Origin of the sequence: Polaribacter sp. L3A8, assembly GCF_009796785.1 — a bacterium.
Lineage (GTDB): Bacteria > Bacteroidota > Bacteroidia > Flavobacteriales > Flavobacteriaceae > Polaribacter.
Genome location: NZ_CP047026.1, coordinates 892416 through 907411 on the forward strand (window position 1 = coordinate 892416; position 14996 = coordinate 907411).

The following is a 14996-nucleotide window of genomic DNA, read 5'->3' on the forward strand; positions in this document are numbered from 1 at the left end:
AACTATATATCAACTGGTTTCACTATTTTTATGTGAAGATATATTTAACTTAATGATTAATGAACCAACTATCCAGTATTAAAGAAAGACTTAAAAATTTAAATGATACTGAATTTCAAGAACTATGTGATTCATTTTTAAGCTTAAGAAATAGAGATTATAAGGCATATTCACGAAATGGTGCTCATGAGATAAAACAAAAAACGACTAAAGGAACACCAGATTCTTTTATTCAATTGCCCAATGGCCTTTATTTATTTGTAGAATCTACAACAACTGAAAACAAAGGAAAAAGATTATTAAATAAACTAAAAGATGATATTTCTGGTTGTCTAAATTTTAAAAAAACAAATATTCCAATTAATAAAATTCAGGAAATCATTCTATGTTATAACTCAAATTTAAAAGCTGTAGAAATTGAAGAAATTAATAATGAAGCATTTGAAGTCATGGGTAAACTTCCAATGCATTACAGCCTTGATGCACTTGCAAATGAAATTTTCTTTCATCATAAAAACATAGCATATGATTATTTAAATCTACCATTAGATACAGGACAAGTTGTTTCGTTAGATAAGTTTGTAGAAGAATACGACAATGGTAAACAAAAACTAGCTACACCTTTAACTGGTATCTTTTTGCATAGAGATCAAGAGCTTAAAAATTTAAAAAACAAATTATCTACTAATGACATTGTTATTATTTCTGGTCCAGCTGGTGTTGGTAAATCAAAATTGGCATTACAATCTATTTATGAATTCGTTCAATCAAATTTAGATTATAATGCTTTCGCTATTTCTCCAAAAGGAGCAGATTTAATTGGAGATTTAGGAGCTTATTTTGATGGAGATGATAATAGTATTTTATTGGTTGATGATGTTAATCGAGTTGATAAATTCGATCAAATTTTAGGTTTTTATAATAGTTTAAATCATAGTAAACTAAAACTTATCTTGACAGTACGTGATTATGCTTTAGATAATGTTCGTGAGTGGTTATACTTATATAAAAATTCTATTGTCGAAATTAAGGGATTTAATTTTGAAGAAATTAAAGCTATTATAGAAAAAGAGCCTTTTGGTATTTTAAATGGAACATACCAATATAAAATTCATGATTTAGCTAAAGGAAATGCTCGTCTTGCTGTCATGATGGCGATGATCGCAAGAAAAACAAATAATCTTGACTCTCTAAATAATATAGCAGATTTATTTGAGCAATATTTTGAAACTTTTGTAAGTGACCAAGGTGCTTTTAAAGATAAAATAGTTCTAAAAGCGTTAGGGATTTTATCCTTTTTTTATACTTTACCTTACAATAACAGCCAATTATTGGATTCAGTTGCTACTTCATTTTCAATTCCTGTTGACAGATTAAGAGAAACTTTTGATAGATCGCATAATTTAGATTTAATCGAACTGAACTATGACCATGTAAGAATTGGCGAACAAAATCTCTCCACCTATCTTTTCTATAAAGTGTTTATTAAAGACAAACTGTTATCGTTTGAATCTCTTTTTAACAATTACTTTGAACAACAAGAACATAGATTTAAAGACACTGTTTACCCAATGTATCAAAATTTTGGAAAAAAGTTCATCGCTAAAGAAATAAAACCTGCTCTTATTTCTTATTGGTCAACTATTAAATCCGACAAAGAAAAAGCTTTTCGCTTTCTGAAATTTGCTTGGGAATTTTTACCAGACGAAGCTTTAATTTATTTAGAAGAGCAAATTAGTTCAATTAAAACTTCAGAAAATAAAGAATTAATTACGACATATGAAACGAATGATTTTACGAGTGGCTATAAACGTGAAATACACTTAAATTTACTAGCAAACTTTCTAAAAAAACCACTTTTCTTTATAGATGCTCTTGAATTATCATTTCAGTTTGTCAAACAGAATAAACAACACCTTTCACAATTAATATATCAAATTGATAAAAATATAATATTTATAGAAGAAGATTATGTGGATCATTTTGAAAGACACACACAACTTGTAGGCTATTTAATTAACGAAGCTAAAAATGGGGAATTAGAAGCTCTTGCCTTTTTTGCTATATCAAGAAAACTATTAAAACTGTTACGCTGGGACTACAAGAGCAAAAAAGAAGCAGAAAATGATGATTTGAATATTACTTCTGTTAAAAAATCTCGAATAAAAATTTTAAAAACTCTTTTTAGTCTTTATAAAAACTACCCTAACGAAGTATTTTCAGTAATACTTAATTTTTCAATGGCGAGTGATAACAATAACAAATATACTTTTGCTTTCGATTTAGTTTATTTAATTCCATGGATAGATAAAAATATGAAAACTAAATCTTTTCGTCATTGTTATTTTGTTCGAGAAATGATACGCTCTTCAAGAAAAATAAAATATAGCAATCCTGTACTCAAAAGTCTCAAGTCAACTTTCAAACACCCTACTTACACTCTATTTGAGTTGGTAAATTGGGACAGACGTAGAGGAAAAGAAGAGTACGATTTTGAAGATTATAAAGAATTTGAAAAGTTAAAAATAATTGATATTACTAAAAAATTAACATTCAAATCAAAAAAAGAACTTGACTTATTCATAAAACAATATTGTGAAATATTGGAATGGAAAGAGATTAATATGTATTCGCAATACAACGTTTGTGATGAAGTAATAGAAGCTAATCTTAAAGTAAATAGTGAAATTGGATTGTCAACATTTATAGAACTTGCAAAATTGCAAGATATAAATAAGTCTAACTCTGATTTATATATATCACGTAAATCAATAGATAATTTGGCAACATATCCAGAATTAAGAGAAAAATTTTGGAAAGCAATTGAATTAAAAAAGTTGAATGAAATATGGAAGTTAGAATTGCTTTTTAGTCTTCCTATTGAAGCAATAAAACAAAAGCATATTGACAGACTTTTTATAGTATTAAATACAATTAAAGTAGGTTTTGGAATTAGAATTAAGCGAATAAAAAATTATGAATCTATCGAACCTCAAATTCTCTTTAAAACTCTCCAAATCATTGTAAAAAGAATTGAAACTGAAAATATAAAAGTTTGGTTATTTTATGAATTTTTAATTTCAGCAATAAATTCGTTTGATGAAATAAACCTCATAAAAAAAGCCTACATCCAACAAGATCAACTTACAGATAGTTTTGATTATGAAGGTAAATGCCTTTTAGCTATACTTGAAAAAGATAGTAGTTTTTTATTGCAGTACACGAAAGTTATTTTTGAAAAAAACACAAGAGAAAGAGCAAGAGATCATAAAGAGTTATCAGTAATTTGGAAATTGTCCCAGGTGGAAGATATGTTGGATGAAGTAATCGAATATATGGCTGTTAATTTAGATAATTACTTTATTTCAGAACACTTTGCTAACGCTTTCTTCCAGAGCCCTAATGCTAACACAGAAAGAGCGAATAATTATTTGTTAAAATTTATTGAAAAATATAATAAGCAACCAAAAATGATTCTTATTGCGTTTGATATAATTCACTGTAATAAAAAGGACTTATTTAACAAGGCATTTGAAATTTATATTCATAGCAATCAAGAATTAAATTGTTTCAAAAGTATAAAATGGACAGATAATCAAATAACATTTCCAGGAAATGCAATTGTTGGAGCAATTCGAGCTGCTAAATGGGAAAAAGTATTAAAATTAGTTGAAGAGATGAAATTAGGCTCAAAGACACGAGCCATTCGTAATTACATTAAAGGAAGAAGAGATAATGAGCTTTCATATGCAGAACATGAAAAAAGAAGAAAATTTTTACGTAATTAAAAAAAAATCAATTAATGAATGAAACTTTTCCACCAAAAATCAATTAATGTATTAGTAATAAGAATGTATTGGTTTAAGCAATGATAGCAAACACTCGATATAGCAATACTTCTAAAAATAAATTACTGACATAAAACTCAAATAATACATAATTATATATTAAAACGTTTACCAAACGTAGGTAAAAACTCAAATCAAATGCCAGCTAACGATCATGTAATATTGCATTAGAAGAAAAGAGGATAACAAAGGATAGTGAAAAAAAAAGCCTTTTATAAAAAGTAATTTCGTTTTATTCCCTTTCAAAACACTTTGTTGTACGTTTTTGAACTCCTCGATAAATAATTTTAATAATGAAATTATATCTATAGTAACTCTTTAGATATATTTATTGAAATATTCTTTATCTCGATAAATGTTTTACCCTGAAAAACAAATTTTTGAACCTTTGAGCGATAGATCTTATTTACTATTAAGTTTGCCTTATTGGATTGTATCATATTTAAATTAATACATATTTTATGAATTAATCTAAGATATTGTTCTCTCCTTATAGAATTTATTAAAAAATTTTCATTTAATTCTTTTAGAACATTGCCCTTAAAAAAAAATCTGAAGTATCTTCTTATTTCATCTTCTAGACCTATACTCCCTTTATCTTTAAGTTTAAAAACTTGATCTAAAGAATTGTCTCCAAATATTTCATGGAAATTATCTTCACCAATAGTTATCTCTTTAATATTATTGATAGAATCAGGTTTGACATTTTTTAATGTACATGAATCAACGAAAAATGTAGTTTCGTTAAAAGTACAAAACACAAAATTTAGAAAACCATCTATTTTACTGTCTTCTATATATAAATCAGTAAAATCTAAATGTAGCTTAGAAGTGGAAGGAATATTAATTAAGTAAAGATTTTTAATAACTTGATCTTTTTTTTCACTAAACAATCTGATAAGTAATTCTCTTGAGTTTGTGTTTTCTTTCTCAATATTGGTGATAAAGTCATAAATAATTAAAAATAGATTACTTATTGCTGCCTGTCTAATATACTCTATATGTTCGAAATTGTTAATTTCTATCATTAAATTTCGAAACATATTAATTGCTTCATAACTTTTATATTTGAACTCATGTTCTAATCTCGATAATAATCCTTTTGAAATTATCGAATTATAATTAGCTTTTAATCCAATTATATCTATAAAATAAGAAGTTAATTTAAAAGGTTTTATGGGTTTCAATAAATTGTAAATACCAATTGTATAAAATTCCATAGTTAGGAATTTATATCTAAAAATTAAATCTCCATTATTTTTATTTAATAAAGGATGATCTTTTAAGCCTTCCGCAGCATCTTTTAATTGAGCAAAGTGTCTAAGTTTAATTAATAGACTTCTCAATTTATCTATTTCTATTCGTGAATTATAATCAATAGCAAGAAAGCAAAAGATAGCTGTCTGGTCATCTATAGTCAAGCTTATTCCATGCTGTTCTTTTTTTATTCTTTCTCTATTAAATATTTGATTTAAAATAAAATCAGACTTATAACCATCTATTAAAAGTTTAGAGTTTGAATTATCATTTAAAACTATATCATAATCTTCTCCTTTTAAAATATCAATTACAACCTCTATCACGAAAGGAGGATACACATATTCTAAAAGGTTTTTATTGTCTTCTAAAATAAATTTATTAAGAAGCTCAATTCCTTTTTTTATTTTATTTTTATTAAGTTCATTCTTTTCAAAATATTGTTCAGCCAAATTTTGGTTAAATGGTAAAAGTTCATAAATAACTAGTTTGTTTTTACCAGATGTATTAATAAAATGTTCCATTTCATCTATATACAAATCTCTGCACGTAATTAATATCTTACCTCTACCAATTCTTTTATTTAAATTATTTAATTTAATTAAAAAACCTTCTAATGTAAATGATGAAACTGTTGATATAATTTCATCAATTCCATCAAAAATCATTAATATATTACCTTGAGAATAATTGTTGTAAAAACTAACCTCATCTAATGTATTACCTTGTGGATGCGCTTTTTTAAATAAATTATATAAATCATATTCATTATGATCGTCAAAATTAGTAGACTTAAATTCTTTTAATATTTGTTTAGGATTAATGAAAACTACAATAAACTTATATTTATTAGTATCTATAAGAGTATCATGAATTTTTTCTGCTATTGTAGTTTTCCCAATACCTCCAGCTGCTTTAATAATTCCTATTGAAGGTAAATCTTCTTCGTTAATCCAATTTAAAATATCAACAGCATACTTTGTTTTACCGTTTTTAAGTATAACAGGCTCAACAAAGTCTTCTATTATTTGCATTGCTTCTTGTTCAAATTTCTTAGAAGTTTTTTCAAAGAGAAATTCATCAATATAACTTACTTTTTCTACACTTAAAAGTCTATTTAAATTATCTAAGGCTTTTCTCGTTTTATGAATTGGGTTTTTGGGTACAAGAACATTAATTTTTTCTTTTTGTTTAGTTCTTAAGTTTCTAATAAATTCTAATAATCCTTTATTAGAATATCCTGGTTTAGCAACTAAATAAATCATTTTAAAACTTTCTACATCTTGCATAGTAAATAATACTGCAATGCATTCTTTTGAAGAACCTAAATCTTTACTTGTAAAATTACCAAAATGTACATATAATTGATCTAACAATAAATTTACATCAATGGGTATATGTTTATATTCTCTATTAAAAAAATTAGTAAATAAATCTTGAGAAAATTCTTTTAATTCCTCATTACTTTTTTGTAAAGAATTATACGCTCTGAATCGATTACCAAGCTCAGTATCAGGAATAACTAAATTAGGTTCAAAACCTACAATTTTTGCTGGATGGTCTGTTTCTTTATATAGTTTCAAATATTTACAAAGAATTTCTCCTCCAAAATTATTTTCTATATACTGTTTTGAAAGTATAAATAAGTAGTGATCTACTAAATCTAATTTTTTATCATTATCTATATAAAATAATCCATCAAAGTATTTATTCTTTTCTCTTTTAAGTTTATCGTATAACTTTTTAGAATATGTATATACATTGATGCGTTCTTTTAATAATTGTTCAACTATAATGAATACACTATCAAAATTATTATCATTATCATCAAAACATAATCCAATAGAAGTTAAACCTGAACTTTTGTTAATAGGTAAGTACCCTAAATAAGTATCCAATAACTCAATTGCCTGCTGCATTTTAATTGGATCTTTCGCTAATGCTAATTTTTGATAAATTTTGTCTGCGGTATAATAATCTTTATTTGCATCAAAAATGAAAGCTCCTTTATTAGCATTAATTCTAGAGACACTTCTTCCTGAAAATGGTTTTTTATCTTTTAAATAGACCATTTTGAAATGATTCGCTTTTTCAGACCAATTACTGTTATTTGCTTTTTTTAAAGAATTAATAACTTTTTCTGCACTAGTGGTAGCCGTTATTTGTAGAACAATATTATTATTTTTATCTAACGCATCAACTCCTATAGCATTTTGCTCCCATTTATTTGCATTTTCAAAATTCATTGAATATGCTAGATTTATTAAAGAGATAAATAAATCTTCAAAATCGATATTTTGAGAATAACGATTTATGGATGCATTCATTTGTATCTTGTGAGATAATAAACCAAGTCTACTGCTTAAACTATCTAATAACAATGTTATACTCATTTGTTGTTTTTATAAAAGTCAATTAATATAATATTTAAATAGCTTTTAAAAGCTATTTAATTTATGAAATAAAAGAAACTTATAATGCAAATTATGCAAAAAAAATCAAGGTAAAACCTAATCATTTCTTATTATAAGTGTACTTTTAATATCGCGTTTAGTTTATTTATATTTTTTAAAACTTGTTGATAAGAATTTTCTTGGGTTTTCATTAGCAATTTTAAAGAATAATTCTTCACCTAAATAAGCTCTTAAGTTTAGATGTAATGACTTTTCAGATTTTTTTTGAGTAACCACATAATAATCTGTGCCATATAATATCTTATTAGAAACTTTAGTGTCATTTAATATGAATTTTAACATTGGAAAAAGTTCTTCATTAAAAAGAATAAAACTAACATCTGCATATACATTATCATACTTTATCATCAAATCATAAATTATCGATAACCAACTTGCATTCCACCAAATTGTTCGCTTACTTTTATGATTTAAAGTATTTTTAATTTTAAGATAGTCTTTTACCGTTGCATGACTTATATTTTTATTATAGTTATTCCAACCATCAGCTTCATATTTATTCCATTCTTTGCTACCTCCAAAATGGGCTAAACAAATTTTTAATTTACTTAAATCGCATTCATAACCTAAATAGTTTGATAAAAGCTCATTGTCTAATAGACAATGATAATTCATTGAATGTGTAAAATTAGTGGTCCACTGGTAATTGCCACTTTGAGGTAAAGGAATTGGTCCTGGGTTATCTGTGCCTTTTTTATTATAAGTTAATATTGGGTGATAGTTCCATTCTGGTTTCTTTTTTCCTCTGTAAAAAACAGTTCCTTCAATGCAATGAGTCATAATAGGAATATTATTTTCTTGGGCAAATAAATAACTATCTATAAGCTCTTTGTCAAATGGATAATAACCTAATGCTGGGTATAGTTTAATTCCATTAAAATTACCTTTTTGAAGTTCAGATTTTAAAAAAGTAGCATAATTTTTTTTTCCTTCTAATAATTTTGTTTCGTTCACTCTTCTTGGGTCTAAAAAAATAAAAGGTAATAAATCTGAATTATTCTTTTTTACAATTTTTAACTCATCTAATTGGTCTAAATATTTAATCTCTGGTTTGCCAGCCTCCATATAATCCATATCCATAGAAAGTACCACTACTTTCGTATTCCTTTCATATGTTTTTTCTAATAAATCATAAATTCTGGCTTGAGATTTATAGTTAAGAGAATAGCGTCCTAATGTTAAAAATCTTTTAGTGATATCTCTCAATTCTTTACTAAAGAGAAAATCAACTTTTAAAAATGAAGTTAAAATTTTAAAAAACCATTTTAAGATAAAACTAACCAATAAAATTAACCAATAAAGAACATAAGTCCATTTGCAAATTCTTATTACTCCGTATTTTATTTTTTTTAAAGAGTGTCTAAATTTTTTATATTGATAGTTTCCTCTACTAGTAAACTTATTATAATACCATTTTACTAATTTTATAGTAAGAATTTTAGATAGAAATCGAGGAACAAAAGTACGACCAAACTCATTTGGCACATGATCTATTGTAAATATATGCGTATGGCAATTAAAAATAGTTTTATCTTTTCCTAGTTTCATATTGTCTATTTTGATAGCTTCTGCTTTGGAAATACTGATGCTAAAGAACGAATAAGTAAAGGAGAAGTTATACCAATATGAACAGCTAAAAGTCGATCATTTACACCAAAATCAATTTTATCATTAAAATAGATGTAACCAACAACACTTGCTAGAAAAACATAAATTAATAACGAAATATAAAAAGAGAGATCTTTTAAATCTATCTTTTGAGCATTTGGTTGTTGTATACGTTCAAGTAATGTTAATAAGGGATAAGCTAATCCACCTAATGCAGAAAGAATAACACCTTCTGAAAATATTGAAGTTAATAATACCATTATTCTATTTTGTTTTTAATTGTATTTAAAAGTTTATCTAAAAATGGTGTTTTTTGTTGGTACAATTTCCTTGTTGTTAATTTCCCTTCATTATTTATAACAATAGTTTCAGAATTTTTAACAATATCTTGAAGTTCATTTACAGAAATATCTAGTTGTTTTGCTATCTGTTGTTTATTAACCCAGTATTTATTATCTATAATAGCGTAAGCATTGATACAGTTAACAATATCTAAATCTTTAATTCGTTCAGTCGTCATATTTTTAATTAAAGTATTACTGTCTTTACCACCCCAATGATAGTTTTAATTACTTTGTTTTTAAAATGACCTAAACTTATTTTATTTACGCCTGAACTATGTAAAGTTTGCATAAACATAAGGTCTTTTTGACTTTTAATAAGCCACTCGTAATCTTCTATATCTATTTCTCCGCTAGCTAATAGTTTAGTCCAACGTTTTAATTTTTCTTTACTACTTTCTAAAAATTGGTCAATATCTTTTCTGGATTCATTCTTTAAATCTTTCCATTTCTCTCCAAAAATATTTACTAGTTCCGATTTTAATTCTTTTAATAATGCGTCAAAATCCATATCTTAATTTGTTATAAGTTGTAACAGTTTATCTTTAGTTTCTTTATCTTTTTTTGCTTCATACTTTAAAAGTAAATCCATTGCTTCTATAATCTGTGATTTTGCTTCTTTTATAAAAAAAGGTTTTAATTGTCCTTTTTCTTTCCATCGTTTAAAGAAACCTACTAATAAATTTTTATCTTTATTGGCTAAAACCTGCCACATGGCATATGTAATCTCATTATTTGGTTTGTTTTTTTCATATTCTATTATCTTTTGAATCTCTATACCAAGCTCTCCGATCTCTTTTAAATGCTTTCCATAAGGTAAAGTGGCTTTGTCTATTAAATTAGATGTTTCCACTTTTATCTCTACTGTTTTTTGATATGAATACTGGTCATAAACAGCTGTTTTTAAGCTATTACATGAGAGAAATAAACTACTAAAAAGTAGAATTATTGATAACTGTTTTATGTATTTCATTTTTTGTTTTAAGATTAAAAATTTAATGGTGCTGACTCTTTAAATATTTCAATTTTAGTTCTTATAATTGCTTTTATATGAAAATCAATAATCTTTTGTCTGCCTTCTCTGGTGTTTAAAATATCTCTAAACTCTTCAAAATTATCCATAAAGAAATTTTCAGTTAAAATTGCGGGCATTTTGGTTTTTGTAAGCACATAAAAGCGTCTTTCTTTATCAAGGTCACCATCACTAAAATCTGTACGTAAGTGCCTATCTGGAAATTCACTTTGAAATTCTTCACCAAAAACTGTAGCTATTTTATCACTTTTGGTATTGCCAGGAGAGGTGAAGATTTCACTCCCATGTCCACCTCCAGCATTGCTGTGGACACTTAAGTAAAAACTGCTACGAGCAGGATATTTATTGGCTCGTTTTATACGTGTTTCTAGACGTACATCCCAATATTCTGGAGCAATATTTACATAAGGAATCTTATAAAACGTAAGCTGCTCTATTATACCATTTACAATGGCTCTATTAAATTCGCCTTCGTAAATAATACCTTTTTCTTGCCAATCCTTTCTTTTACCAGCTGTCTGATATTCTCCGTTTATTAAGGATCCGTGTCCGTTGTCTAAAAGTACTATCATAAATCTTTTACTTATTAAATTTTAACAATGGTCATAAATTGATATAGTAGAACTGTTTTGAGTTGGTACAGTATCTATAGACGAAGATAAAACTTCCATTTTTATAGAAATATTTGTTCCAGTATCACAATTTGTCCAAGCAACAGAAAATGGTTGTTCTATAACATAAGTAGAAGGATCTAAATTTAAATCCATCGTTATTGAATAACCTATGTTTATTGTATTTCCATTATAGGAAACTGTTGGAGAGAAATCAGCCACAAAATTACCTATATAGGTAAATTTAACACTAACAACGCTTGTAGCAGATACATTTGAAATTGTATGGAACCGAGTAGAATTAATGGCACCAGTAGCGTCTGTACCTATTACAAGTATATTGTGAATTATATGATTATAATTCCTAAAATTCAATAAACTATCCTTATTACCTTGATAAGAAGAATCAAAACCATTAGCATTTGCATTAGCAAAAGCTTCAACTAAACTATTGGTAGTAGACCCTCCATTATTTTCAATTTCATTCTTTACATCTTCTAAAGAAAAATCATCTGTATTTGATACTGCCATAAGATTTAATTTTCAAGTTTATCTAACCTAGCTTCTAATTCTGCTATTTTGGCTATTAATAAATCAATATATAAAACAGATTTTTCCCCTTTAGCATTCGTTTTAACTAATTCTGGATTCGTCTCCTCTAGTTCCTGCGCTATAACACCATATCTTTTTGATTTGGTATCATCTTTTTTCATATTAAAAGACTTCCAATCTATATCAATAATATCTTTACTTGTTATAGGTTTTATATTTTCTTTTAAATTGATATCTGAAGACAATTGAAAATTATTAGCTACAACATCTTCTGTTACAATAAAGTCTCCTTCTACACACCATCTTCTGTCTGTTTCATAAAAACCGAATCTCTTTGTAGTGTCCCAACCACTATTTGAATCATCTTTTGCTGCAAACCAGAAAGACCCAGATTCTGCGCCTGAACCTTTATATATTCTAATACCAGATTGATCATCACCATTAAGTTCAAAACTACCAAAAGAGTCTAATGTAAATTTATCAGATGTACCTAATGAATCTCCTCCGCTTATTTTAAACTTATTTGAATCTGAATTATCAACACCTAATGTAAAACCTCCACTTCCTACATCCATTCGTAATCTAGCATCTCCAGAACCTGAATTTCTTATGGTTAAGCCAGCATTTATTAGAGCGTTATTAGAAATTATACCAGCTTCATCTGTTAATAGATAATTACCAACAGTTAAATTTGTTGATACTATTAGATTACCATTTAATGTTCCGTCTTGATCATTTCTTAAGAATTGACTACTATCTAAACCATCTAATGTATTTGCATTACTAACATCAGCTGAGGTTATATACCCAGCACCATTAGTAAGTTGATTATTATTAGTTGGTATTGATGGTTTATTTAATATTAAAGCATCGCCACTTGTAGCATTCCAATCTGATTGCACATTAGGTTCACCACCTGAATTAGTCGGTTTATTCGTTAAATCGTTATAATTACCACTAAACAGTTGACTTATTAATGCGTAAGTATTACCATCTACAGAACCATCAGCTTTTAAAAACTGAGTTGATAACCCGTCTGATTTTTTAAATTTTTCAGCAGTGATGTCTTTTACGTTATTTATATTATTATTTGATAAGTTTAAATCTCCTCCCAATTTTAAATCTGAATCAATTAGTAAACCTTGGTTTTCGACTCCGAAAACTTCACTTTCTAAATTTAAGTCAAATCCCGCTCCAGGTGCATTAGAAGTATCAGGAGCATAAAATTTTAGTTTAGATTGTTCTCCAACACCAAGGTTTCTATTAAATGTTTTCTCTCCTGAAATGGTTTGAGAACTATCTAAAGTTACGTAATTTGTTAAATCAATATCATTTTGAATATCAGTAAGATCCCAATTGTTAGTTGCTTGATTCCATACAAAAATATTTTTTGTAAAAGTATCATTCTCTGAAGATTCTTCTTCATAATACAACTCACCTGTGGAAGAAATTCTCTTTATTTCAATAGAATTCAAAGTTTTTGGAATGGAATATATCCAACCTTCAGGAGAATCTTTTTCAGGAATTATTAATCCAGAAATCACTACATTTATATTATTATTTAAACATCTTAAAGTAGCATTCTTAAAGACAGAATTACTTATAATACTATCTTGTAATAATCTTTGTTTATTAGAATAAAAATATAAACAAGAATTTAAACACTCTAAGTTTAATATTTTTATTCCAGTGCTGTAAGAACCGTAAGAAGTGTTATTAAAATTACAATTAAGCATATTTAATTCAATCCATGTAACACTTTCATGTGGCCCTGAACCAATAGTTATTTGATGCCCATTCGTTCCAAAAACAACATTCTCAAATAAAGATTTTAAAACATTACCAGAACTATGACTAAGAAAATTTACATTCTTAAAATAATTTGAATTAAAATTATCAACAAACAAAGAATCTAATGTAATTATTTTTTCAACGGTTGTATTGTTCGAATTTACTAAATTAGCATAGCAGGTGAAAGTAGAATTCTTTAATATTTGAAGATCATCTATGTACAGATTTAAGTTTAAAGTATTAATGTTATTTTGAAAAACAGAATTTTCTAAAAAGTTAATTACACATTTTGTAACATTTACAGGTTGTTTATTTTCATCCAATTCAAATACTGAAAAATCTTTTGCCTTAATATTATTTATTGCAAAGGCTTCAAAATCTTTTACTTTTCCGTTTACATCGAGGTTTTTTAATACGTATTCTGGTGCAGGAATAATATAAAAATAATTGGAATCTGTTTTTTTTCTAAACTCTGAAGTAAACAAATATTTACCCTCAAACGCAGTCATAACATTTAAATCACTACTATCTTCATTAACGTTTATAAACATATCAATGTTGTCATCCGCTAATAACCATCTTCTAAATTTTTGCTCTCTCCAATTACAATTTACATCAATATTTAAATCATTATTAATTCTCCTCTTTATAAACCCATTTCTTTCTCCAATAATAACTTTATTATCATTTTTTACTTCATTATCATTAAAATCAAAATGAACTGTATCTCCTAAGTATATTAAACTCTTTGCTTCTAAATCGAAACTATTTTCTGAAATAGGGGTTAATAGGATTCTTTCTGATATTGGTGATGCATTTTCTATTGCAGTCATATCCATATATGGTGTACCATCATGAACTTCGGTATTTATAATACCCGTTGGTTTTAATACAGGTTTTCCATTTGTATCATTAACTGTAACACCTTCTGTAATATTATTAAATCTATTAATAAAATATTGAACTTCAAAACCTGCTACAGAATGAATTTCTGGATTACTAAAACGAAAATAATAGTCTGAATACACACCGCTTACTGTACTTTTATCACCAATGACAAGAGTACCTGAATAATTTTCTGGAAGTTTAGTTATAGTAACTTCCGTGCCTATTGGTAAATCTTCAACATAATCACCAAAAGTTGCAAAACCAGAAATAATAGCTGAAATTTCTCTTTTTATAATTTTCCCATTCGAATTTGTGTTATCTATATAATACTTATGTACGTAATCATTTAAAATATAACGTTTGTTTATGTCTAAGCTATTAGAGTCAACTAAACCTTTTAGTTCTGTATAATTATGTCCTACAATTTCAGAGACCTCCTCTAGACTATCAATAAGGTTAATAAATTCTTGTTCTGTAGGAAAATCTCCTGTTTCAAAATAGGTTTTTAAGGTTGTTTTATCTACTATCATCTTTTTCTGATTTTTATAAATTTTATATTAATTAACATATTTCCATTGGCACTAATTGTATAG

Annotated in this window: 10 protein-coding genes; 1 reads left to right on the top strand and 9 read right to left on the bottom strand. The window is 26.6% G+C overall.

Features of this window, described 5'->3' with window-relative positions; translation table 11 throughout:
- Positions 1-59 precede the first annotated feature (59 nt).
- Entirely contained in the window at positions 60-3788 is a 3729-nt protein-coding gene (locus GQR92_RS03405; RefSeq protein WP_158837804.1) for a hypothetical protein, read from the top strand.
- Between the two features lie 365 nt (positions 3789-4153).
- Here the strand turns inward: GQR92_RS03405 and GQR92_RS03410 are convergent, their stop codons facing one another.
- From GQR92_RS03410 to GQR92_RS03450, 9 genes are all read right to left on the bottom strand, one after another.
- On the bottom strand, positions 4154-7498 hold the full coding sequence (locus tag GQR92_RS03410; protein ID WP_158837805.1) for an SMEK domain-containing protein: 3345 nt from the start codon (positions 7496-7498) through the stop codon (positions 4154-4156).
- A gap of 162 nt (positions 7499-7660) precedes the next feature.
- On the bottom strand, positions 7661-9127 hold the full coding sequence (locus GQR92_RS03415) for an amidohydrolase family protein (protein ID WP_158837806.1): 1467 nt from the start codon (positions 9125-9127) through the stop codon (positions 7661-7663).
- 5 nt (positions 9128-9132) lie between these two features.
- Positions 9133-9447: a hypothetical protein gene (locus GQR92_RS03420; protein WP_158837807.1), complete on the bottom strand. Its 315-nt coding sequence runs from the start codon at positions 9445-9447 to the stop codon at positions 9133-9135.
- Entirely contained in the window at positions 9447-9707 is a 261-nt protein-coding gene (locus tag GQR92_RS03425; RefSeq protein WP_158837808.1) for a hypothetical protein, read from the bottom strand. Before GQR92_RS03425 ends, GQR92_RS03420 begins: the two co-directional genes overlap by 1 nt.
- 8 nt (positions 9708-9715) lie before the next feature.
- Positions 9716-10039 carry a hypothetical protein gene (locus GQR92_RS03430; protein WP_158837809.1) on the bottom strand — a complete coding sequence of 108 codons (324 nt, stop codon included), beginning with the start codon at positions 10037-10039 and terminating at the stop codon, positions 9716-9718.
- A gap of 3 nt (positions 10040-10042) precedes the next feature.
- A complete protein-coding gene (locus GQR92_RS03435; RefSeq protein WP_158837810.1) occupies positions 10043-10501 on the bottom strand; it encodes a hypothetical protein in 459 nt (152 codons plus the stop codon).
- A gap of 14 nt (positions 10502-10515) precedes the next feature.
- Positions 10516-11133: an N-acetylmuramoyl-L-alanine amidase gene (locus tag GQR92_RS03440; protein ID WP_158837811.1), complete on the bottom strand. Its 618-nt coding sequence runs from the start codon at positions 11131-11133 to the stop codon at positions 10516-10518.
- A 21-nt stretch (positions 11134-11154) separates the two neighbouring features.
- Positions 11155-11703, bottom strand: coding sequence for a hypothetical protein (locus GQR92_RS03445; protein WP_158837812.1), 549 nt, complete (start codon positions 11701-11703; stop codon positions 11155-11157).
- 5 nt (positions 11704-11708) lie between these two features.
- The gene (locus tag GQR92_RS03450; RefSeq protein ID WP_158837813.1) at positions 11709-14933 is read right to left on the bottom strand and encodes a tail fiber domain-containing protein; all 3225 of its coding nucleotides are present in this window, start codon (positions 14931-14933) and stop codon (positions 11709-11711) included.
- Positions 14934-14996: the final 63 nt, after the last annotated feature.

Bases quoted from the DNA above. Each gene is read 5' to 3' on its own strand.
- GQR92_RS03430 (WP_158837809.1), bottom strand. From the start codon at position 10,039: ATGGATTTTGACGCATTATTAAAAGAATTAAAATCGGAACTAGTAAAT.
- GQR92_RS03420 (WP_158837807.1), bottom strand. From the start codon at position 9,447: ATGGTATTATTAACTTCAATATTTTCAGAAGGTGTTATTCTTTCTGCA.
- GQR92_RS03450 (WP_158837813.1), bottom strand. From the start codon at position 14,933: ATGATAGTAGATAAAACAACCTTAAAAACCTATTTTGAAACAGGAGAT.
- GQR92_RS03405 (WP_158837804.1), top strand. From the start codon at position 60: ATGAACCAACTATCCAGTATTAAAGAAAGACTTAAAAATTTAAATGAT.
- GQR92_RS03435 (WP_158837810.1), bottom strand. From the start codon at position 10,501: ATGAAATACATAAAACAGTTATCAATAATTCTACTTTTTAGTAGTTTA.
- GQR92_RS03445 (WP_158837812.1), bottom strand. From the start codon at position 11,703: ATGGCAGTATCAAATACAGATGATTTTTCTTTAGAAGATGTAAAGAAT.
- GQR92_RS03440 (WP_158837811.1), bottom strand. From the start codon at position 11,133: ATGATAGTACTTTTAGACAACGGACACGGATCCTTAATAAACGGAGAA.
- GQR92_RS03410 (WP_158837805.1), bottom strand. From the start codon at position 7,498: ATGAGTATAACATTGTTATTAGATAGTTTAAGCAGTAGACTTGGTTTA.
- GQR92_RS03415 (WP_158837806.1), bottom strand. From the start codon at position 9,127: ATGAAACTAGGAAAAGATAAAACTATTTTTAATTGCCATACGCATATA.
- GQR92_RS03425 (WP_158837808.1), bottom strand. From the start codon at position 9,707: ATGACGACTGAACGAATTAAAGATTTAGATATTGTTAACTGTATCAAT.